This is a genomic window from Enterobacter sp. H2G27, from assembly GCF_054403075.1.
On sequence record NZ_JBSVSI010000001.1, the window covers coordinates 665,255 to 687,465 of the forward strand.

At 53.0% G+C, this 22,211-nt stretch carries 21 protein-coding genes and 1 tRNA gene; 11 read left to right on the plus strand and 11 right to left on the minus strand.

All coding sequences use genetic code 11. The features are described from left to right. Nucleotides 1-63: 63 nt before the first annotated feature. Nucleotides 64-1,521 (minus strand): cytosol nonspecific dipeptidase, encoded by a 1,458-nt coding sequence (pepD, locus tag ACW9E7_RS03090; protein WP_047748040.1) that lies wholly within the window; start codon nucleotides 1,519-1,521, stop codon nucleotides 64-66. Nucleotides 1,522-1,781: 260 nt separating this feature from the next. On the opposite strand from pepD, the gene gpt reads away from it, so the two are divergent. The 3 genes from gpt (at nucleotide 1,782) to crl (ending at nucleotide 4,048) form a co-directional block, all read left to right on the plus strand. After that, complete coding sequence (gene gpt, locus ACW9E7_RS03095; protein WP_010427903.1) at nucleotides 1,782-2,240, plus strand: xanthine phosphoribosyltransferase; 459 nt, start codon at nucleotides 1,782-1,784, stop codon at nucleotides 2,238-2,240. A gap of 104 nt (nucleotides 2,241-2,344) precedes the next feature. Beyond that, nucleotides 2,345-3,589 (plus strand): esterase FrsA, encoded by a 1,245-nt coding sequence (gene frsA, locus ACW9E7_RS03100; protein WP_149366156.1) that lies wholly within the window; start codon nucleotides 2,345-2,347, stop codon nucleotides 3,587-3,589. A gap of 57 nt (nucleotides 3,590-3,646) precedes the next feature. After that, the gene (gene crl / locus ACW9E7_RS03105; RefSeq protein WP_008500249.1) at nucleotides 3,647-4,048 is read left to right on the plus strand and encodes a sigma factor-binding protein Crl; all 402 of its coding nucleotides are present in this window, start codon (nucleotides 3,647-3,649) and stop codon (nucleotides 4,046-4,048) included. Nucleotides 4,049-4,117: 69 nt separating this feature from the next. On the opposite strand, the gene phoE is transcribed toward crl, so the two are convergent. Beyond that, the gene (gene phoE, locus ACW9E7_RS03110; protein WP_111965853.1) at nucleotides 4,118-5,170 is read right to left on the minus strand and encodes a phosphoporin PhoE; all 1,053 of its coding nucleotides are present in this window, start codon (nucleotides 5,168-5,170) and stop codon (nucleotides 4,118-4,120) included. Nucleotides 5,171-5,474: 304 nt separating this feature from the next. Between phoE and proB the strand changes: the two genes are divergently transcribed. From proB to ACW9E7_RS03140, 6 genes are all read left to right on the plus strand, one after another. Continuing rightward, complete coding sequence (gene proB, locus ACW9E7_RS03115; protein WP_021242883.1) at nucleotides 5,475-6,578, plus strand: glutamate 5-kinase; 1,104 nt, start codon at nucleotides 5,475-5,477, stop codon at nucleotides 6,576-6,578. 11 nt (nucleotides 6,579-6,589) lie between these two features. Further along, nucleotides 6,590-7,843: a glutamate-5-semialdehyde dehydrogenase gene (proA, locus tag ACW9E7_RS03120; RefSeq protein ID WP_127729690.1), complete on the plus strand. Its 1,254-nt coding sequence runs from the start codon at nucleotides 6,590-6,592 to the stop codon at nucleotides 7,841-7,843. A 111-nt stretch (nucleotides 7,844-7,954) separates the two neighbouring features. Then, nucleotides 7,955-8,030, plus strand: a tRNA-Thr gene (locus tag ACW9E7_RS03125). A gap of 376 nt (nucleotides 8,031-8,406) precedes the next feature. Next, the gene (locus ACW9E7_RS03130) at nucleotides 8,407-9,471 is read left to right on the plus strand and encodes a hypothetical protein (RefSeq protein WP_458727241.1); all 1,065 of its coding nucleotides are present in this window, start codon (nucleotides 8,407-8,409) and stop codon (nucleotides 9,469-9,471) included. Next, nucleotides 9,468-9,767: a DUF6966 domain-containing protein gene (locus ACW9E7_RS03135; protein WP_325813111.1), complete on the plus strand. Its 300-nt coding sequence runs from the start codon at nucleotides 9,468-9,470 to the stop codon at nucleotides 9,765-9,767. Before ACW9E7_RS03130 ends, ACW9E7_RS03135 begins: the two co-directional genes overlap by 4 nt. Nucleotides 9,768-9,848: 81 nt before the next feature. Continuing rightward, entirely contained in the window at nucleotides 9,849-10,157 is a 309-nt protein-coding gene (locus ACW9E7_RS03140; RefSeq protein WP_325813112.1) for a thermonuclease family protein, read from the plus strand. Here ACW9E7_RS03140 and catA read toward each other — a convergent pair. The 7 genes from catA to ACW9E7_RS03175 form a co-directional block, all read right to left on the minus strand. Further along, nucleotides 10,096-10,773 (minus strand): type A chloramphenicol O-acetyltransferase, encoded by a 678-nt coding sequence (gene catA, locus ACW9E7_RS03145; protein WP_458727242.1) that lies wholly within the window; start codon nucleotides 10,771-10,773, stop codon nucleotides 10,096-10,098. The genes ACW9E7_RS03140 and catA overlap by 62 nt on opposite strands. 63 nt (nucleotides 10,774-10,836) lie before the next feature. Next, the gene (locus tag ACW9E7_RS03150; RefSeq protein ID WP_274242187.1) at nucleotides 10,837-12,768 is read right to left on the minus strand and encodes a putative bifunctional diguanylate cyclase/phosphodiesterase; all 1,932 of its coding nucleotides are present in this window, start codon (nucleotides 12,766-12,768) and stop codon (nucleotides 10,837-10,839) included. Between the two features lie 17 nt (nucleotides 12,769-12,785). After that, nucleotides 12,786-13,280: a putative pterin-binding protein gene (locus tag ACW9E7_RS03155; protein WP_024909477.1), complete on the minus strand. Its 495-nt coding sequence runs from the start codon at nucleotides 13,278-13,280 to the stop codon at nucleotides 12,786-12,788. Nucleotides 13,281-13,679: 399 nt separating this feature from the next. Further along, nucleotides 13,680-14,267: a cytochrome b gene (locus ACW9E7_RS03160; protein WP_115874307.1), complete on the minus strand. Its 588-nt coding sequence runs from the start codon at nucleotides 14,265-14,267 to the stop codon at nucleotides 13,680-13,682. Beyond that, nucleotides 14,264-15,337 carry a catalase family peroxidase gene (locus tag ACW9E7_RS03165; protein ID WP_458727243.1) on the minus strand — a complete coding sequence of 358 codons (1,074 nt, stop codon included), beginning with the start codon at nucleotides 15,335-15,337 and terminating at the stop codon, nucleotides 14,264-14,266. Before ACW9E7_RS03165 ends, ACW9E7_RS03160 begins: the two co-directional genes overlap by 4 nt. A 161-nt stretch (nucleotides 15,338-15,498) precedes the next feature. Beyond that, a complete protein-coding gene (locus ACW9E7_RS03170) occupies nucleotides 15,499-16,110 on the minus strand; it encodes a flavin reductase family protein (protein WP_458727244.1) in 612 nt (203 codons plus the stop codon). A gap of 217 nt (nucleotides 16,111-16,327) precedes the next feature. Then, nucleotides 16,328-17,533, minus strand: a complete 1,206-nt coding sequence (locus ACW9E7_RS03175; RefSeq protein WP_458727245.1) for an L-dopachrome tautomerase-related protein — start codon at nucleotides 17,531-17,533, stop codon at nucleotides 16,328-16,330. A gap of 109 nt (nucleotides 17,534-17,642) precedes the next feature. Here ACW9E7_RS03175 and ACW9E7_RS03180 point away from each other — a divergent pair, with 109 nt between their 5' ends. Both ACW9E7_RS03180 and ACW9E7_RS03185 read left to right on the plus strand, forming a co-directional pair. After that, nucleotides 17,643-18,542 (plus strand): LysR family transcriptional regulator, encoded by a 900-nt coding sequence (locus ACW9E7_RS03180; RefSeq protein WP_458727246.1) that lies wholly within the window; start codon nucleotides 17,643-17,645, stop codon nucleotides 18,540-18,542. Nucleotides 18,543-18,558: 16 nt separating this feature from the next. Beyond that, on the plus strand, nucleotides 18,559-19,068 hold the full coding sequence (locus ACW9E7_RS03185) for a hypothetical protein (RefSeq protein ID WP_458727247.1): 510 nt from the start codon (nucleotides 18,559-18,561) through the stop codon (nucleotides 19,066-19,068). A gap of 31 nt (nucleotides 19,069-19,099) precedes the next feature. Here ACW9E7_RS03185 and ACW9E7_RS03190 read toward each other — a convergent pair whose 3' ends face one another. Together ACW9E7_RS03190 and ACW9E7_RS03195 are read right to left on the minus strand one after the other, a co-directional pair. After that, entirely contained in the window at nucleotides 19,100-20,884 is a 1,785-nt protein-coding gene (locus tag ACW9E7_RS03190) for a GGDEF domain-containing protein (protein WP_458727248.1), read from the minus strand. Nucleotides 20,885-21,003: 119 nt separating this feature from the next. After that, nucleotides 21,004-22,113 (minus strand): AI-2E family transporter, encoded by a 1,110-nt coding sequence (locus ACW9E7_RS03195; RefSeq protein ID WP_024906767.1) that lies wholly within the window; start codon nucleotides 22,111-22,113, stop codon nucleotides 21,004-21,006. Between the last annotated feature and the right edge of the window lie 98 nt (nucleotides 22,114-22,211).

Sequence of the window (22,211 nt, forward strand, 5' to 3'; positions counted from 1 at the left end):
GCTACGCTTACCGGGCCTGGATTTTTCACCCTCTTCCACAGGAAGAGGGCTGGGATGAAGATGTTATTTCGCAGGGATCGCTTTCAGCAGTTCAGTCAGCAGCGTCCAGTAGTGACCGACGCTTTCGATATGAACCTGCTCATCCGGCGAGTGTGGACCGGTAATGGTTGGCCCGATGGACACCATATCCATATCCGGATACGGTTTCTTGAACAGACCACATTCCAGACCCGCGTGGATCACCTGAATGTTTGGCGTGCTGTTGAACAGACGCTGGTAAGTTTCACGCACCAGCGCCATCACCGGAGAGCTTGCATCCGGCTGCCAGCCCGGGTAGCTGCCTTTTGCAGACGTTTTCGCGCCCGCCAGCGTGCCCAGAGACTCCAGCATGCTCACCACGTACTCTTTACCGCTGTCGATCAGCGAGCGGATCAGGCAGATGATTTCCGCGCTGTCGTCGCTCATGGTCACCACGCCCACGTTCAGTGAGGTTTCCACCACGCCTTTCGCCACGTCAGAGTTGCGGATCACGCCGTTTGGCGTCGCGTTCAGCAGCTGAACGAAGGTGTCACGAGACTGTACGGTCAGCGCGGCTTTATCTGTAGAAACAGATTCCAGCACTACGGTCAGGTTTTTCTCTTTCGCCGACAGTTCGTTTTTCAGGATATCCAGGTATACGGTGGAGAGTTTTTTCAGCTCGTCCGCTTTTGCTGCTGGAACCGCTACGGTGGCGAACGCTTCGCGTGGGATCGCGTTACGCAGGGTACCGCCGTTGAAATCCACCAGACGCAGATCCAGCTCGGCCGCATGGCCTGCCAGGAAGCGTGCCAGCAGCTTGTTGGCATTGCCCAGACCCAGGTGAATATCGCCGCCGGAGTGGCCGCCTTTCAGACCTTTCAGCGTCAGCTTGAAGGTCTGGAAGCCCGCAGGTATCGCTTCGCGAGACAGCGGCAGGGTAGAGATAAAATCAATCCCGCCCGCGCAGCCCATGTAGATCTCGCCTTCTTCTTCTGAGTCGGTGTTGATCAGGATATCCGCCTGCAGCCAGTTCGCCTGCAGACCGAACGCGCCGTCCATGCCCGCTTCTTCGGTCATGGTCAGCAGCACTTCCAGTGGACCGTGCTCAACGCTGTCGTCAGCCAGCACCGCCAGCGCAGACGCCATACCGATGCCGTTATCCGCGCCCAGCGTGGTACCGCGTGCTTTCACCCAGTCGCCGTCGATGTACGGTTGAATCGGGTCTTTGGTGAAGTCATGAACGGTATCGTTGTTCTTCTGTGGGACCATGTCCAGGTGCGCCTGCAGCACAACCGGTTTGCGGTTTTCCATGCCTGCGGTTGCAGGTTTGCGGATCAGAATATTGCCAACCTGGTCGCGTTCAGCATGCAGACCTTTTTCCTTCGCCCAGCCCATAATATGTTCGGCAAGCTGTTCTTCATGGTAGGAAGGGTGTGGAATGGAGCAGATTTTGGCAAAAATATCCCACAGCGGCTGCGGAGATAGTTGAGACAGTTCAGACACGATAAGTCTCCTTGTCGAGGCGCTGCAAACAGGGTTGCAGGTCACAGGGTTAGCAGGTTAATAGTTACCACAAGTCAGGCTTGCGAGATGAAACTGAGAATACCACTTTCTCTGCTGGCTGGTAGCATAAAGCATGTAAAAACTCAGGCAGAGGGCGCTAAACACTGGTTTTTAGTGCGTCAGATCTCTATAATCTCGCGCAACCTATTTCCCCCTCGAACACTTTTTAAGCCGTATAAAAACAGGCTGGGACACTTCACATGAGCGAAAAATACGTCGTCACCTGGGACATGTTGCAGATTCACGCACGCAAACTGGCTGCGCGTCTGATGCCTTCCGAACAGTGGAAAGGCATTATTGCCGTCAGCCGTGGCGGTCTGGTACCGGGGGCGCTGCTGGCACGTGAGCTGGGTATTCGTCATGTCGATACCGTTTGCATCTCCAGCTATGACCATGACAACCAGCGCGAGCTGACCGTGCTGAAACGTGCGGAAGGTGACGGTGAAGGCTTCATCGTTATTGATGACCTGGTGGATACCGGCGGTACTGCGGTCGCTATCCGCGAAATGTATCCTAAAGCGCACTTCGTCACTATCTTCGCTAAACCGGCTGGCCGCCCGCTGGTTGACGATTACGTGATTGATATCCCGCAGGATACCTGGATTGAACAGCCATGGGATATGGGCGTGGTCTTTGTACCGCCGATTTCAGGCCGTTAATACCAGTACGTAACTTTACACGCCCGGCTATGTCGGGCGTTGTTCTTTTTGGCCTGCCACGCGTTACAATAGTCTTCATATGACGTATTCATGGAGGCAACGCAATGACGCAGGCGAATCTCACCGAGACTCTCTTCAAACCCCGTTTCAAACACCCTGAAACGTCGACGCTGGTGCGTCGCTTTAATCCGGGTACCCAGCCTGCCGTCCAGTCCGCGTTAGACGGTAAAAACGTGCCTCACTGGTATCGCATGATTAACCGCCTGATGTGGATCTGGCGCGGTATCGACCCCCGTGAAATCCTCGATGTGCAGGCACGTATCGTGATGAGTGAAGCCGAGCGTACCGACAGCGAACTCTATGATACCGTGGTGGGCTACCGTGGCGGAAACTGGATCTATGAGTGGTCTAAACAGGCGATGGTTTGGCAGCAAAAAGCCAGCCAGGAAGAGGATGCCACGCGCAGCGGCAAGCACTGGCTGCATGCGGCCAATCTCTACGCCATTGCCGCGTATCCACATCTGAAAGGTGATGAGCTGGCTGAGCAGGCACAAGCGCTGGCGAATCGCGCTTACGAAGAGGCGGCTCAACGCCTGCCGGGCCAGATGCGCGAACTCGAGTTTACCATTCCGGGTGGGTCATCCATCACCGGGTTCCTGCATATGCCTGAAGGTGAAGGCCCGTTCCCGACTGTCCTCATGTGCGGGGGGCTGGATTCGCTGCAAATCGACTATTACAGCCTGTATGAGCGCTACTTCGCACCAAAAGGGATCGCGATGCTGACGCTTGATATGCCTTCAATTGGTTTCTCATCCAAATGGAAACTGACTCAGGATTCCAGCCTGCTGCACCAGCATGCGCTAAAAGCGCTGGAAAACATTCCGTGGGTTGATCACACCCGCGTGGCGGCATTCGGCTTCCGTTTCGGCGCTAACGTCGCGGTGCGTCTGGCTTACCTTGAATCTTCTCGCCTTAAAGCCGTCGCCTGCCTCGGCCCGGTCGTACACGCCCTGCTCAGCGATCCTGCCCGTCAGGGCAACGTACCTGAAATGTACCTTGATGTGCTGGCCAGCCGTCTTGGCATGCATGATGCATCAGACGAAGCGCTGCGCGTTGAGCTCAATCGCTACTCGTTAAAAACGCAAGGCTTGCTGGGACGTCGCTGCCCAACGCCGATGCTGTCGGGGTTCTGGAAAAACGATCCGTTTAGCCCGGAAGAAGAGTCGCGCTTAATCACTTCGTCATCTGCGGATGGCAAATTGCTTGAGGTGCCGTTCAGCCCGGTCTATCAGAATTTCGACAAAGCACTGAAAGAGATTACGCGCTGGATCGCTCAGAGATTGTGTTAATAGATTGCTAAATTTCGCTGGTTTGGTAAAACAGTGGCTTCACAAAAGGAGATCGCAATGACGTTACCGAGTGGACACCCGAAAAGTAGATTGATTAAGAAGTTCATGGCTCTTGGCCCGTATATTCGAGAAGAGCAGTGTGAAGAGAATCGCTTTTTTTTCGACTGCCTGGCTGTATGCGTCAACGTGAAGCCTGCACCCGAAAAACGTGAATTCTGGGGCTGGTGGATGGAAATGGAAGCAGAGGAAAAACGCTTTACGTATAGCTACCAGTTTGGCCTGTTTAATAAAGACGGCAACTGGCAGGCGACCACCATTAAAGATCAGGAAGTCATTGACCGCCTGGAATACACCCTGAAAGAGTTTCACGACAAAGCGAGCGCACTGCTGGCGACTCTGGATCTCAAGTTCGAACCCGCAGATGACTTTTCCAGCGAAGCGGTGAAGCTGACTGCCTGATAGCGTCACAGCGCCACCGGGCAAAAAAAATCCCGGCTCAACTGCCGGGATTTTCTTATTCGGATAATCTTAGAACTGGTAAGTCATACCCAGTGCAACGATGTCATCGCTGCTCACGCCCAGTTTATTTTTGTCGTCAATTTGGTTGATTTTATAATCAACAAAAGCGGACATATTTTTGTTGAAGTAATAGGTCGCGCCAACGTCAATATATTTGACCAGATCTTCGTCGCCAATACCTTCGATATCTTTGCCTTTAGACTGGACATAACCCAGGGACGGGCGCAGACCGAAGTCGAACTGATATTGTGCGACCACTTCAAAGTTCTGCGCTTTATTTGCAAACCCACCGGAAATTGGCGTCATATTGCGGGTTTCTGAATACATTGCAGCCAGATAAATATCGTTCGCGTCATATTTCAGACCGGTTGCCCAGGCTTCTGCTTTCTGGCCCTGGCCACGCGCCAGCAGGTTCTGAGCGTTGGTGCGGTCAGAGTTGGTGTAGGCGCCGCTGACGGCGAAATCGCTGCCGCCGAAGTCATAGGTCAGAGAGGTACCAAAACCGTCACCGTTCTGTTTCTTGGCGTCACGGTTTTCGTTTTTACCCTGGTACTGCAGGGTCATGTCCAGGCCGTCAACCGCGCCGAAGAAGTCGGTGTTACGGTAAGTGGCAAGACCGGTCGCACGCTTGGTCATGAAGTTATCGGTCTGCGCGGAAGAGTCGCCACCGAACTCAGGGAACATATCGGTCCATGCTTCGACGTCATACAGGGCACCCAGGTTACGACCGTAATCCAGTGAACCAAAGTTTTTCAGCTTCAGGCCTGCGAACGCCAGACGCGTCTTCTGAGTAGAGTCGCTCTCGGCTTTGTTACCTGCAAATTCAGATTCCCAACGGCCATAGCCCGTCAGCTGATCGTTAATCTGCGTTTCGCCTTTAAAACCGAAACGAACGTAAGTCTGATCGCCATCTTTGGTAGCATCATCGCTGATGTAGTGCATGGCTTTCACTTTGCCGTACACGTCCAGCTTATTACCATTTTTATTATAAACTTCAGCTGCGTGAACGGATGCAGAAGCCACTACGCCCATAACCATTAATGCCAGAGTGCTCTTTTTCATTTTCGATCCTGTCTTATAAACGCGCTAAAAAATTCGCTGGACGATAAGCTCATGCTTAAGTCCCGTGAAAAAACAGGAAGGGTTTTATCGTTCTGGAATGAAACTTTTATGACAAACTAAGAATAATTTTAAAAAACTGTGATTTATTATTTCGGTAATAAAACTGTCATATTCTCCCGCTACGCTTCCTGATCCCGCGCAACAAAGTGTTTCGCGATGTGCTAAGGCAGTTGGCAACGGGGCTGACTCCTGTTAAAACGTTCGTTTGACATTACTTTCCCTTATCGTTGAACGGCAGAGAATCATGAGTGACAGCCAGACGCTGGTGGTAAAACTCGGTACCAGTGTTTTAACAGGCGGATCGCGCCGCCTAAATCGCGCCCACATTGTTGAGCTTGTACGTCAGTGCGCTCAGTTACATGCCGCAGGGCATCGTATTGTGATTGTGACCTCCGGGGCGATTGCCGCCGGGCGTGAACACCTGGGTTACCCCGAACTCCCCGCGACGATCGCCTCCAAACAGCTGCTGGCCGCCGTGGGACAAAGCCGACTCATTCAACTCTGGGAACAGCTGTTCTCTATCTATGGCATTCATGTCGGGCAGATGCTGCTGACGCGTGCGGATATGGAAGACAGAGAGCGCTTCCTGAACGCCCGCGATACCCTGCGCGCGCTGCTGGACAATAATATCGTTCCGGTCATTAACGAGAATGATGCCGTTGCTACCGCTGAAATCAAAGTGGGTGATAACGATAACCTCTCTGCGCTGGCCGCTATTCTGGCTGGCGCCGATAAATTACTGTTGCTGACCGATCAGCAGGGGCTGTTCACCGCCGATCCGCGCGCTAACCCGGAAGCCGAGCTGATTACCGACGTTCACGGCATCGATGATGCGCTGCGCGCCATCGCCGGTGACAGCGTGTCCGGCCTCGGAACGGGCGGTATGGGGACCAAGCTGCAGGCCGCTGACGTGGCGTGCCGCGCCGGTATCGACACCATTATTGCGGCCGGCAGCCGCCCTGGCGTGATTGGCGACGTGATGGAAGGCATCTCCGTCGGCACCCGCTTCCACGCTCAGGAATCCCCGCTGGAAAACCGTAAGCGCTGGATATTTGGCGCGCCGCCTGCGGGCGAACTCGTCGTCGATGAAGGGGCAACCGCCGCGATTCTGGAACGAGGAAGTTCATTACTTCCTAAAGGAATTAAAAGCGTGACAGGCAACTTCTCCCGTGGTGAAGTGATCCGTATTCGTAACCTCGAAGGCCGCGACATCGCCCACGGCGTAAGCCGCTATAACAGCGATGCCCTGCGCCGCATCGCGGGTCACCATTCGCAGCAGATCGACGCCATTCTGGGCTATGAATATGGCCCGGTTGCCGTGCATCGCGATGACATGATTATTCGTTAAGGAGCCAGAACATGCTGGAACAAATGGGCGCCGCCGCGAAGGCCGCCTCTTATAAACTGGCGCTCCTTTCCAGCCGCGAGAAAAACCGCGTGCTGGAAAAAATCGCTGATTATCTCGAATCACAGTCCCAGGAGATTTTGCTCGCCAACGAGCAGGATTTACTGGAAGCGCGCCGCAACGGTCTGAGCGAAGCGATGCTCGACCGTCTGGCGTTGACCCCGGCCCGCCTGAAAGGGATTGCCGACGATGTTCGTCAGGTATGCAATCTGGCCGACCCGGTAGGGCAGGTGATTGACGGTGGGCTGCTGGACAGCGGTTTACGCCTGGAGCGCCGTCGCGTGCCGCTCGGCGTTATCGGCGTTATTTATGAAGCCCGTCCAAACGTGACGGTGGATGTCGCCTCCCTGTGCCTGAAAACCGGCAACGCCGCCATTCTGCGCGGTGGGAAAGAGACCTGGCGCACCAACGCCGCGACGGTGAAAGTCATTCAGCAGGCGCTGGAAGAGTGTGGCTTACCGGCGGGTGCCGTACAGGCCATCGAGAGCCCGGACCGCGCGCTGGTCAACGAAATGCTGCGCATGGACAAATACATCGACATGCTGATCCCACGCGGTGGCGCGGGCCTGCACAAGCTGTGCCGCGAGCAGTCGACGATTCCGGTGATCACCGGCGGTATTGGCGTGTGCCATATAGTGGTAGACGACAGCGCTGAGATTGCACCGGCGCTGAAGATTATCGTTAACGCGAAGACCCAGCGTCCGAGCACCTGTAACACCGTGGAAACGCTGCTGGTGCATCAGGACATTGCAAACGCCTTCCTGCCGGCCCTGAGCAAACAGATGGCAGAGAGCGGCGTGACGCTGCATGCTGACGCCAGTGCGCTCGCACTGCTGCAGGATGGCCCGGCTAACGTCGTTCCCGTCAACGCGGAGCAGTACGACGATGAGTTCCTGTCACTGGATCTGAACGTGAAAATCGTGAGCGATCTCGACGACGCCATTGCGCACATCCGTGAGCATGGCACGCAGCATTCTGACGCCATCCTGACGCGTACGCTGCGCAATGCCGATCGCTTCGTGAACGAAGTGGATTCTTCTGCGGTGTATGTGAATGCCTCCACCCGCTTCACCGACGGCGGTCAGTTCGGACTCGGCGCTGAGGTGGCGGTCAGCACGCAGAAACTGCACGCGCGCGGTCCGATGGGGCTGGAAGCACTGACCACGTATAAGTGGATCGGCTTCGGTGACGATACGATTCGTGCGTAAATAATCGCGGGTGATGCAAAAGTAGCCGTTTGATTCAAAAGGGCATTGACGCATCACCCGGTTAGATCTAACCTTTTGCCACGTGGTTACACTCGTAACCGGCCTCTCAGGGCCGATATAGCTCAGTTGGTAGAGCAGCGCATTCGTAATGCGAAGGTCGTAGGTTCGACTCCTATTATCGGCACCATCTCAACTTCCCCAAACGTCCGTATCAATCCATAAACACTCTGTTTTATCACGGTTTTACTAGGTTTTAGTCCATCGTAGTCCGTAACCATCCAGTAGAATCCGATACAGAATGTGTATAGGATTGTATATATGTTCCTGTTCGGTCTGCGCAGTCCGTGGTTAAACAACCAACAGATCTTCGTCATCATTTGCGTTCGGATGGGACGCTAATGTGGGTTGTCTGTCATCTTTCGCAGCAGTGTGCTTTCTTCTCAGTGTGCAGAACCCGTTCCTAATAGCCACACAACCGGCCATTACCTTCTATATTCGTGTCTTTGCCAGGTTTCCGGAATGAGCGATAATGTGGCACATAACGGTAGCGTAAAAGGGGCAACATGCTTCATCACAGCCAGGCAATGTCACTGGACGACATCTACCTTGAGGACATTCCTCACATTATTCACCCGGATACGGCGGCAGGAGACCTCGCAGATACTGCAAGGCCTAACCGCATCATTCAGGAGTGGAATTTGCCACAGGGCTACTCCCGGTTTGTCAGCCGGTATCAACTGTACCACTGGCAACATCCCTGGATGGCATACCGTGACACGCTCGACGACATCAAATCCGGGAAGCTCGTTCTGCTGAGAAAAGACATCACCGGCCATGTCATTTCGGGCGTGCTGACGACATCCGGTGACCTTCGCAATGACCTGCCTCTGTTCCTTCAAACCCGACTCCGACACATTCTGTCCCGGCAACTGAATCGCCCGAGATATCAGGTCCGCCATGCGGCACCGGTGCAACATGCCCAGACCGCAAAAACCATCAACAGCAAAACTGCCGGTCGGTTGCTGGCCGCGGGTGGGATCTATAATGGCAATATCGAGGGATTCCGTCAGACCGCGCAGCAGCTTGGTGGTGATGCACCGGCGGGTTACGATCAGGTTATGGATAATAAAGGGCTGATTATCGCTGGTGCTTCTTTTGCTGCGGGCCTTGGCCTGGGCAGACTGGGGACGGCGAGAGAGCTTAGCAATCTTCATGTTCTGGGAAAAGTCGAGGGTGAGTACTCGATGATAAAACCCGGACCATTACCTAAAGAGCTGGCTGAAACCTTCTCCAGTGGTACATATAAAGAGATCACGCTATCAACAGACACGAGTTTCTACAGAGGTGGCATTGAGGGCCGACCATTAGGTCAGTTTTTCGGATATGAACAACCTCAGGGAGTGCTCCAGACCAGAATAGATAAGGCCCTGCTCCCCAAATGGCCTAACGGAAGTGAATCCCCTCTTGATAGCTATCACAAGATACAAATACCCGCTGGAACGAAAGTATATGTTGGAGAAGTTGGCTATCAAACAGACCTTTTTTCCGGTGGCTCTGAGCAAGTTGTGATACCTACCCCGTGGAAAATACCTGGCGTTAAGATACTTGGAAGTGGTGGTTTGAAATGAAAAATGAAATAAAGAAAACGGTAACAGATATCATCAAAATCCTCTCCTCAAATGATGAGGCTTCATGGGCAAAAACATTCGAAAAACTAGCCATCGAGCTCGATGTTGATTGTGAGTCATCCATTTACTCGTTGAAAAAACTCTACGGCGGGATGGGATCATTTAACGATATTGTTCTTCATAAAAATGGATTACCTCTAATTCGGGAAAATGACGAGTTAGACGATTTGAGACACAAACTCTACAAGCAGCTTGACCATGCAATCGTTTTGTTAAAAGCACGTGATTTACCATAGCGTTAGTTTCCAGCGCCGCCAGTAAATTATTGGGTACGCCTCCAGCCTGACAGGGGAAGCGCAGAACCTTAAAACAGGCTCATGTGTGTTCGTCTCGTCAGCATCGATGCCCCCGAAAAGAACCTGCCCTTTGGGCAGCGTTCCCGGCAGACATTCTCATCGATAGTGGCGCAGTGTGCCGTCTCCATAACGTGCAGGAACGCAGATTTCTATGGTCCTCTGCTGGATACGGTGTGGCCTCACATGGAAAGCGCACAAAATAATGAAAGGCCGGTAGGCTTCTCACACCCGCTCCTGCCAGATGGAAACCATCAACACTTCTTACGCATCATGCGCCAGGTTCCTCTGACAGCCCCGACAAACCATCACACATCTCCTGCAACTCATTAAACATCCTTGCCACATGGAAGCCATCGCACACTGAATGATGGACCTGCACCGCGAGCGGCAGCAGTACTTTTCCATCCTGTTCGTAGTATTTTCCAAACGTGAACATAGGCGAAAAGAAGTTCTTCATGTGCGCAATGTTCATATTAAAGTTGGTAAACGTTACCCACGGAATAGACGAGACGAAAAAGACATTTTCCCGGGATTCTTCCTTAGGCCAGTACGAAAGGATATTTCCATAGCGGGCCGTATCTTCTGCATACGTGTTCTGGAAGTGATGAATATTGCCGTCATAGTGGCTCCACAATGACGAAAACGTCTCAGTTTCAGGGTGGAAAATGGTGTAGCTGGGATGAACTTCATTCCATATGACAAGCTCATTGTCCTTCATAGCCATGCGGAACTCAGGATGCCTGTTCATAATTTCAGACAGGAGAAAAATGATCGTCGGGTAAAACTTCCAGCCAACTTCTTTGATGTGTTTTCTCAGCGCGGTAATGTCGATCAGAACGGTTTGGTTAATTGTGCATTCAGCAAATGACTGGAAGACTTCAAAATGCTCCTTCCTTGGCCAACGAGATAAATCAACAGGCGTATAGGCCGGGGCTGTTTTTTTCATTGCTTAACCTTTGATTATCAATCGTCTATATGATTTTGGGCCATAAACTACCGGACAACCATTTCAACCGTATCTAATCTTACTGTCAATCTCAGCCTGGGGTTTTCCGAACAGGTATCCCTGCACGAGATCGCAGCCAAGCGCCTGAAGGCGTTCAAGCTGCGCTTCGGTTTCAACACCTTCTGCAATAACCCGCATATTGAGGCTCTTCGCCATGCCGGTAATTAACTTAACGATATTAAGGGCATCATCCTGCGTAGATATCGGATTCACAAAGGATTTGTCGATTTTTATTTTATCAAAATTGAGTTCGCTCAGTCGTGAGAGTGACGAATAACCCGTTCCGAAATCATCGATAGAAATTTTTACACCCAGCGCTCTGAGCTTTTTGAGAATAGTGATCGGCATGTTGCTGTCACTGAAGAGTGAAGACTCCGTTACCTCTAACTCAAGTCGGCTAGCCGGTAACCCAGTCTCTTTCAGGATGGACTGCACCATCGTTGTAAAAGATTTATTACCCAACTGAATAGGCGAAACGTTTACAGAGATCCTTGCCGGAACGGCCCAGGAAACTGCTTCCCGGCAGGCAAGCTCAAGCACGGTTTTGCCGATCTGATTGATCATCCCCGTTTTTTCAGCGACGGAAATAAAATAATCTGGGGCAAGCATCCCCTTCACCGGGTGTATCCAGCGAATCAGCGCTTCATAGCCGTAAATCTCATTGCTGAATGAATCGACAATAGGCTGATAATAAACAACGAATTCACGGTTATCGATCGCCAGTGCCATATCATGTTCAAGAGTTCTGCTTTCCTGCAACTTTTGCAGCATCCATTGACGGAAAACTTTTATCTGCTGTGAACCCTCTTTTTTGGCTTCGTAGAGCGCCAGATCGGCAAATTTATAAAGATAATCAGAGCGTCGTTCATTATCAGATAAAACGATACCCACGCAGGTGGCGATTTTTATCAGCTGGTTATTTATCGTGTAGGGCTGGCTAATATGCTCGCTGATTTCTTTGGCGCGTGAAACGGCAGCAGTTTCGGTGAGTCCACTCGACAGAAGGGCGAACTCGTCTCCGCCTAAACGGTAAAACGTATCCGTTGCGCTGCTCATCGAGGTCAGCCGTCGGGATACCTGATTCAGGAGCAAATCTCCCGTATCGTGGCCATAGGTATCGTTGACCTCTTTGAAGCGGTCTAAATCAAATAACATCACCGTGACGGGGACATGATTTTTATCTGCCTGAAGATTAATTTTGTTGAGATCGTCCCAGAAGAAAAGGCGGTTTTTCATGCCGGTGAGGGAGTCATGATAAACATCATACTCCAGCTTCGAGTTCTGAATTTGCAGTTTTTCTTTTGATATTTGAAGTTCATCAGCCAGGCTTTTGACCTGCATATGTGCTTTCAGAATGTTTTTATTCTGGTAGATCATTAGGAAGCCAAGAATAAAGCTTAAAATAACCAGGAGCAAAGAAAGTGCGGAGTAAATATAATACAGTATTTGTATTTTGTTGTTGGATTCATTAACAGTGTTAATATCTTTTGTTAATGCCGTTGCAGACAGCTGGCTGAGCGGTGCATCGAGCTCATGCATATTTGTAAGGTATGCCTTTAACTCCGGATGGCTCATTTTTTCAAGATGACTATCGAGATAGGTCAGTATTTTTTCTAAGCGTAAAGCCAGCTCCTGATGCGTTTTATCGCTGTCAATGTAGCGACCTAAATCTCCCCCCTTCATTAAATCGGCCTGGCTAAGCATAATTTCGAGGCGCATGCGGACCTGGTCTATCGTAACGTCATCGGTATCGGTTGCGTATAGACCAAGCCATGATTCAAAACGGTAATACTCTGATACCAGTTGTGCCACGGACCAGGACTCAGTGTATTGAGTCAGTTTTTGCAATTCCTGCTGTCGATCGTAAACAAGGAATGCAATATATCCTGTCGTGATAAAAAGAGAAAAAATGATACCAACCAGTATCCTGTTCATTATGTTCTCCTGAACGACTACTCAATCTTCATTTTGCTAACCTGCCATGCTGATCGTGAGTAATAAATCTGATTATTCAACTCAGGAAGACTGTCATAGGGGTATACAATGAACGATGGGCCTTTATCGCGGATGCGCATATATTCGCCATTGACCTTTAAGGCAAGTATGGCGTTGTATTTTTTAAAGTCGCTGAGAGGGATGACGGTTGAGTAATCATTGAGCGCAATAACATTAACGTTTGTACCTTTTGCACCCACATAATCCATGAGCTTGCTCATTGGGACACCCTCAAACTTCGTACGACCGTTATACCAGGGGGAGGTCGTCTCGAAACTCACTACTCCAAGTTTTTCAAGGCTGGCGAGATCAAACACTGCTTTTCCATTTTCGTTGGTATTTTCTATATTACCGTAAATCGTTAAAATGGGTTTACCAACTGGTTTTGGCAGGTCGCCAGCCCAGGTTACACTTTGTACAAGACAGCATAACAGCAGTAGGGTTAATCGCATTTTGACCTCCACCTTTTTAACGTAAGTATAAGAATTATAATTTAGATATCACACGAGTTGATATATTTTGTTGGGAAGTAAGGGGTTTTATCGTTTTTATTGATATAAACTCATTTTAATCAATGAGTTAGGTGTTGCAGGTGGCAGGGTGTTTGATACTCGAGCGACGCTTAACTTTTTGATAAAAGCTAAAATTGCGGGCATAAATGCTCTTCTGTTTAAAAAATAATCGCTTTAATTGATTGATATTAACTTCCGCGACAATTTTTGGATGTCCGTGGCTTTTTGGGACGCGAATCTGGAGACTAAATACGCGCCCCGGTTGTGTCCGTAGTTTCAGGATGACGTTGATAAGCGAGGACACGAACATCAGATTGTGCGTATCCCATACCGCTTTGCTTACTTGAGGCCATCCTGGGTGGCCGCCGCCGACTTACCCCCTTTCGCCATGCTGGAAAACACTGCGTCCCGGTAGATCCATGCATGAACGAGTGCCGCAGAGAGATGGACCAGCACCACAGCAAAAAGCAGCTTTGCCAGAAGCCTATGGGCGTCGTGACACCAGGCATACAGTGCTGGACTGGCAGGGACAATCGCCGGCAGGTTGACGCCATCAAACATCACAATCGGCAGGCCGGCTGCCGACAGTTGCGCCCAGCCCAGCAGCGGCATTGCCAGCATTAGCGCATACAGCATCCAGTGTGATGCCTTTGCGGCAAGCACCTGCCAGACGGGCAAATCGGCAGGAAGTGGCGGCGTCCGGCTAAGAAGCCGGTTGACCAGACGCACCAGTGCCAGCAGTAAAATGGCGACACCCAGCGGCCGGTGCAGGTCGATTAACCAAATCCGGTGATGCAACGACGTCATCATCGCGACACCGATGAACAGCATCGCCAGGATCATCACCGCCATCAGCCAGTGCAGGCTTCGCGCCAGGATATTGAAATGCTGCGGCGCGTGCTCTCGCATATCTTTATTCGAGCTCATTTTACCTCCTGCTTTTGCACGGCTTCGGTGGCCTTGCCGTAGCCGATTTCCCGCTCGCGGCGGCTGAAAGAGTGGGAGTAGGCAGCAGAGCGGGCGTTTAAGATGGGATCGTCAGACACCGCAACGCCTGCTGGAACGACAGAAGGATCAAAGTTAACGTCGCGGCACGCGCCTGTGGATTGTGCTTCGACGCGCGTCACTTCCAGCGTGCCGGCCACCATCTTTTTGCGATCGTCCGGCCATGGCTGGGAAGGATCGTCTACCGGATCGCCCGGCTGTGCGAGCTGCAAAACGTAATCCCAGTAGAGCGGCTTCTGCGCCAGGCGCTGACGCAGGTTTTCAAACAGGAAGTTGTCATCGGCTTTCTGTCGTTGCTCATCGCTTATCGACAGGAAAGGCTCGTGCGGACGCATCATCCAGCGAACGGCCTGGCGATCCCCCTGCGCGTTCACAAGGTAAAAGGCGTTAATGCTGTAAAACGTCGCGCCCGCGAAGCTGCCGGGCGCGGGTTTTTGTGCCGCCCATTTAAGATATTTCTCCGCCTCAGGGTACGCTTTTAAAAAGTCTTTGAGACGCTGCGGGTCCGGTTTTCCGGTGGCTGCATCAATAGCAGTGGCTTTTCGCAAGGCCAGAAAACCTTCCGGGCTGTGCGTGGCGAAGAAAGGCTCGTTGTTCATCGCCATTCGCCATTGTTGCTTGTCATCTGTCTTCAGCAGCAGCGCCATGCTCAGGGTTTTGGTCGTACTATCCGGGGCATGGGGATCGCCAGTACCAATAGAGAATCGGCCCACCACGGGCACTTCCTGCTGCGAGAAGAGGCGGGAGGTTGAAAGGGAATCAGCCGAGCCGTTTGGCGTAAAGGTACCGGCAAAGCAGACGCCTTTTCCATGCGCGCGACGAAAACCTGGCGGGAAGGGTTTCGGTGTTTCACCCACCAGTGCCTGGCTGACCGTGCGTGACCCAAGCCAGCCCGCCGTCCATGCAAAAGCAGAAGCCAGCGTACCGGCGACAACGGCGATCGCAGCCAGCGCGCCCCAGGTTTTTTTGGACCTCAAATCCAGTTTCGACATAGACGTTTTTCCAGAACAAAATACCATCACCTGTCATGCACAACGTATCGTGCATGACATGTGGTAATACAGTGGCGAATATGGCTCGAGTATAGGAACTAAGGGGCGTAAAGAAAGAATATCACGAAAAGTTTAAATCTTTCCGCTGTCATAAGACCGAATTACTCATCGTGTCGGAAATTTTGACCGAGTCGGTGACCCAGCGTGAAATAGTGGCGAAATATGTAATAGAGGGGGTTCCATTTCTCCACATTAAATTTTACACCTCTCTGAGTACGAATTAATAATGCTTCAGATATGTGGACGCAGGTTATCATGGCATCAACGGACACCAGGCTCCCCTGCGAACCGGTCAGCGGCGATCTTCCACAAACTTTAGCCTCTATTTGTACAGGACACTCCTTAATTCTCAACGAGTTAATCGTTACCGCCTTTTCTTTGTGGAAATTTCCGCAGCTAAACTTGTCCTGTTCAAAAACATATCCCATCTTTTTCTTCCATTCCGGTGGCGATGCTTTCCCCGTTTTATCTGCGATAGCTTCAATATTCTGCCAGAGCCTGCTGTCCGGTATGTTCAGGACAATATCGGGATTACCCGTGATATTTTCATAACACTTTCCGGAGGTGCCAAGCCCGAACACGATATTCCGGTCAAGGATCCACCACGACGAGATCGGGCTCAGGTTTGTTGAACCGTCAGGATTTTGGCTGGAGATAATGGCGACCGGTGTACCAAAATATAAAGAAGCAAAATCGACCTGCTGGGTTTTCATTTTTTATCCTTTGAGTAGCGGAGGCCCAGCCTACTTTGTGCAAACGTGCGTTACTTCGGTGAAGCGCGAAGTAAAACGCGCCTCACTACAATTCCCTGGAACGTAATCTTCACCACTTCCTTCTGAGCGGGAGAAAGACATCACGTGCAGCTTTTAAGGAAATAAAATCATCTGAAATTATGAGCCCATTTATGCTGGGCTCCTGGTTTACTTGCTCTTATTTTTGTAAAGCACTGAGAGGCAAGCGCCACAAATCATAGCGTTCTTCCCCCGGTTTAACGGCTCCCGCGAAGTGGTCATTGAGGCGACTCGAGGTAAATACCAGGTCTCCGTTCGGACGGATTGCCGGCGTGTCTGGCCAGCGCACCTCTTCGCTTGCCGCAATCAGCGACATGGAATGGGTTTTAGGATCGTATCTGACGATGCCATTGCGTGTAACATCGGTAATGTAGAGGTTACCTTTTACATCTGTCACCATTCCGTCGGTGTTGCCCCCCACGCTCCCCAGATTGCGGATCTGCCCGGCAATTTGCGCATCGGTTGACGCGGGCTGCCTCAGTATCGCAGTCGGTACCGCATAGGCGTGCGTGCCGGTTGTCACCGTCCAGTACAGCGTGCCCGCATCGGGTGAAAGCGCAATGCCATTGATACCTATCAGTAATGGTTTACCAGGCCAGACTTCAGTCCCGTGCGAGACGACGTTAACGCCAGGCTCAATCTGCAGCGCAGGATGACGATCGAGCACGCGTCGAGCCATACCGGCGGCGAAATCAACGATAATTAGTCCTACCTGGTTTTCAGGAGCACTCCGCGAGCCGCTGTCGGAGATATAGGCGACACGGCGGTTCTCATCGACAACCACATCATTAAGGAAACTTGCCTTGCGGTCCGCTACGCCGTCCAGGGCGATACGTTTAATGGTTCGGCCTGAGCTGAGATCCAGCACGACCAGTTTTTGCGACCCCACGGGGGACTCTGTTTCCCCTGCAACAAACCCCATGTCCAGCGCCCATAGCCAGCCGTTTTTACGGTCAATATAAAAACCGAGCACGTTACGCAGGCTCTGAGCGGGATCGGTGTTCACCGCATTCCCCTCGCGGGAGGGAAACGCCGTCAGGCGGGCAGGGCCGGACTGTACCGTTGTATCCAGAATGCTTAACGTGGCGGGTGCTGCGGCGGAAACCAGCCGGGGCGTGCTGACAAAGGCCCGGTCCTTTGCATCAAAGTGGATACCCGCAATAGGAGCATTGACCGAACCGGAGAACGCCGCCGGTATCTTTCCGTCTTGAGCGGTATCCCAGCTCACACCGGCATAGCTTCGCCAGCGATCCAGAGGCGCGTGGTTCGCCGCGTTGACAACACTCGGGAAAGAGAACAGCGCCGCCATTGCGATGGCGGGCAGAATAAGGGGGCGGTTGAACATTGACAGGCTCCAGTGGAACGTTCAGGTGATGAATGCTGGCCACTTTACTCATCGCCCAACGGGAGATAAATTAGCCAAATTGAAAAACATTTGTTCCTGAGAGAGCAAAATGAGCCGGAAATTCGATTACCTAGGCGACGTTGAAGTGTTCATTGCTGTGGTTGAACACGGCTCATTTACGGGCGCAGCGGTTGCCCTTTCAACCACCCCTTCGGTACTGAGCCGCGCGGTTACTCGCCTGGAGGCGCGTCTTGGACGACAGATGTTACAGCGCACGACCCGCCGGGTGGGGCTGACCGAAGCCGGACGCGTCTATCTTGAGCAGGCTCGCTCAGCGTTTTCTCTTCTCGATGACGCCGAACGCGTTGGCCGGGGTCAGGAGGGGGAGCTGACCGGTCGCGTGAGAATGAGTGTCCCGACCACCTATGCCCATTACCGCCTGCCGCCGCTGCTGGCGCACTATAATCAACGTTACCCGCGCGTACAGGTGGAGCTGAACATTACTAATCGCAACGTTGACCTGATCGCAGAGGGGTTCGATCTGGCGATCCGTCTGGGGCAGTTGCCTGACAGCGGGCTGGTGGCGCGTAAGCTGGAAGACGCGGCATTGCTTCTGGTCGCCTCTCCGGACTACCTGCATCGGAGAGGAAAGCCTCGGACGCTGGAAGAGCTGCAGCGACATCAGTGCCTGCCGTTTATCATGCCGCGCACCGGGCGTATCGCCCCCTGGGTATTTCATGACGAAGGGCGCGATATTGACTGGATGCCGGGTTCAACTATCGAAATATCAGACGATGTACTCGGCGTGGTTTCGCTGGCGGAGCAGGGGATGGGGATCTGCCAGAGCTATGAATTTATCGTTCGCGACAGAATAGAGCGCGGCCAGTTAGTTGAGGTGCTGCCGCACCTTCGGGGACGATCGCGACCTTTCTCCGTGCTGTTTGCCCCGCACCCACGTCAGTCAGCAGCCACCCGGGCAATGATTGACCTTCTGACCCGACAAGAATGACAAGGACGAGTCCACCATGAAAAAAGCGCGTTTTTCCTTGTGGATCCCTCTCATCGCGGGCGGGATAGCATTGATATCGGGTTTTGTGGTCTGGTCAGTCAACATTTACCGCGTGACATACCTTTCGATCCGCGGGGAGCAGTACCTTGCCTGTGGGACGTTGCTGCTGGCGCTGGTGCCGATGGTCTATTTCATCAGAAAGGGGAGACTGAAAGGTAAGCGCCTTGCTGACGCGGTAAAAATCTACCTCGGCTTCTTTATTTGCAGCCTGCCGGTTGCCATGTTCGTGGTCTTTACAACGGCCTGGCTGCTGGAGGGGGTCTATTCGGCCTGGAGCAAACCTTACCGGTATGAGTCCAGTACCCGCCACAGCTGCTCGGGTGCGGAAGTCTACGAGCCGGAATTAAAAAAAGAGATCCGCATCTGTAACCCGCAGGGTAACGTTTATTCCGATACCACCCTGTATGTGGAAAAGCGGAGCAATGCCCTGGGGATTGTGGTGCTTTGGGCTATCACGCGCGCCTGAATCGGGGAAAGTCAGGGCGCGAGAATCAGCGTCAGCCCGCCTCCAGCATTCCAAAACTCACAATCCGCGCGCGTCCCAGCTCTTTTGCCCGGTATAGCGCCACATCCGCAGCGCGCAGCAGGTTGTCGGTCTGGGCATGTTGTGGGTAGCTGGCAATGCCAATCGACACGTCCACCGGCCCAATCTCGGTCAGCCCGTAGCGAATCGACAGCTCATGCACGCTGGTGTAAATCTTCTGCGCGCAGGCGTACGCTTCTGCTTCATCGGCACCGGAAAGCAGCACCAGAAACTCCTCGCCCCCGTAGCGGAATGCCAGCCCGTTATCATGTGCGGCCCGCTGAACAATTGACGCCACGCTTTTGATCACCAGATCGCCTGCTTCATGACCGAAACGGTCGTTGATGCTCTTGAAGTGGTCAATATCAATCATCATGCAGCTTAACGGTACGCCAGTGCGTATCGCCTGCGCCGTTTGGGTTTGCAGGGTATCTTCCAGATGATGACGGTTACGCAGGCCGGTGAGCGGGTCAAACAACGCTTTTTCCAGCAACGCGTCGCGCAGACGCTGGTTGGCCAGCGCGAGCCCGAGCGCCTCGGCCATCAGTTCCAGATACGCGCGAGAAGGGGCATTGTCCGCTGTGATATTCTGGAAGGAGAGCAGGCCAATGGCCTCGCCCTGAGCGATAAGCGGCACGCAAAGCGCGCTTTCCGCCTGTGATGCGGGAAGATGGTAGCAGGCAATATCCGGCTCGCCGTTCACCGGCGGGTGACTCTGCCCGCGACGCACGGCCCAGCACTCGTCCGGATGGAACGTCGTCTCTTCCCCAACCGGCGAGAGCCATTGCGCTACGCAGCGCATCTGCCACGGTTCGCGGTCAAGGACGTAGAGTCGGCCCGCGATCCCCGGCGCGATATTGGGAGCAAACAGCTCCGCCACGTTAATCACATCGTTAAAGTTCTCACACCCCTGCAGCCGCTGGGTCATGCGCGCCAGCAGCTCGCGGATGGCCCAGTCGGCATCGCGCTCTTTTTCCAGACGCTGCCGCGCCAGGCCGTTTTCACGAAAGATGCTGATGGCCTGTGCCATATCGCCTATCTCATCAATCTGGTTGAAATTGGGCGTTTCAACCGCGTAATCCTGGGATGCCAGACGGTGCACCACGTCGCTCAGGCGGACCACGGGGCGCAGCACGCGGCGTTTTAATATAAAGCCGAGCACAAACAGGAACAGCAGGGCGGTCAGGCCGACCGTCAGCTCAGAGGCGGTACGCAGCGCTTTCGATTTTTTTGTCGCCTCCTGAACGGCGGCGATGACGCGCTTATCGAGTATCTGGCGGAAGTGATCGAGTTGATTCTGCGCGCGCTCAAGCTCCTGCTCATAGGGCTGACCATAGAGCAAGGCTACGGCCTGGGCGTCTTCTCCGCGTTCAAGGCTGGCGAGGGCGGTTTGCTGTTCGTCCTGCAGCTCATCGACGATCTTTATTCCTTCATGCAGCAGGGCCAGTTCTTCATCCGATGCGCCATTATCCTGCAGCTTTTCCAGCCGAAGCTCGATGCGCTTCAGACTGTTTTCTGCCTGGTTATATTCCTTGAGAGCCTGAGGATCTTTTTTGATGACGTACAGCCGTGCTAAATCAGACTGCGCCCAGATATCGGTTTCAATATCTTCCGTCAGCTGATCAAATTTCTGCCGTTGTTCAACGGCCTGGCGCTCGAGGTTATCCGCATTGGACGCCATCAGCATGATGATGCCGGAGGCGATGGTCAGGCAGACCGTGGCCCCATAGGCCCAGTTTGTTATCGTCGCGATTCGCACCAGATGATCCTTTTACGACATGAGTAGGATGGCGTTCTTCAAATTATAGAAAACGTCTGATTTAAGGCGAAAAAAAAGGCGGCTCAGTGCCGCCTGGTGTGGTCTTTATCGTCACGACCTTACAAATCTGGAGGATTTTTTCCTTCTTCGATGAAGTCGGGGTCCAGCTCTTCGGCGTTACCTTCGTGATCGCGCCCTGAGAAGAGGTTCCAGCAGGCGATAAACAGCGCGGCAATGAGCGGCCCAATCACAAAGCCGTTAATGCCGTACAGCTCCATGCCGCCGAGGGTGGAGATCAGAATCAGGTAGTCCGGCATTTTGGTGTCTTTTCCGACCAGCAGCGGGCGCAGGATATTGTCCACCAGTCCGACGACTATCACGAAGAAACCGACAATAAACAGCCCCTGCCAGATCTGGTGCGTGGCGAACAGGAAGATTGCGGCGGGCACCCAGACAATCGCCGAGCCGATGGCGGGCACCAGGGAAAGGAATGCCATCAGAGCGCCCCAGAGCACGCTGCCGTCAATACCGGCAATAGCAAACGCAATCCCGCCGAGGATGCCCTGAACAACCGCCACCGCCGCCGTACCTTTTACCGTGGCCCGCGACACGCCGACGAATTTGGCGAACAGGTGCTGCTTGGCGAAATCAGACAGCGGCAGAGAGTCGAGGATCTGGCGCACCAGATACGGGCCGTCTTTCAGCAGGAAGAACAGCAGATAAAGCATAATGCCGAAGCTAATCGCAAAGCCAAACGTGCCTTTGCCGATCAGGAACGCGCTGCCGGCGAGATATTGCCCGCCCTGTAGGGCGACATCGGAGAGTTTTTTCTGAATCTGCGCCGCGTTGGTCAGATTGTGGTCCGCCAGGAAGCCGCTGGCCCAGTCAGGCAGGTGGTTGAAGATGCTCGCCACCACTTCCGGGAACTGGGTATTGTTCTCCTGCAGTTTGGTGTAAACCACGTTCAGCTCAATGGCGAGCGAGGAGAGGATCACCATCAGCGGAATAAAGACGATCAGGCAGATAATACCGATGGTCAACAGCGAGGCCAGCCCGTTGCGATCCCCCAGCGCGGCGCGCAGCTTGTTTTTTACCGGATTGAAGATAACGGTCAGAATGGCGGCCCACAGAATGGCGGAGAAGTAGGGCGACAGCACGTCGAAGAAGGCCCAGGTGACGAGGGCGAGAATGAAAATAAAGAAACCTTTAGTCAGTCCATTAAAGCGCATAGTGATTCCTGGTAACGAATAAGCAGTGTCGACTATAGAACTGATTGTGAGAATTACCAACCCTTGCGCCGGGCAGTGTTGCGGTATGACTCCGCTCT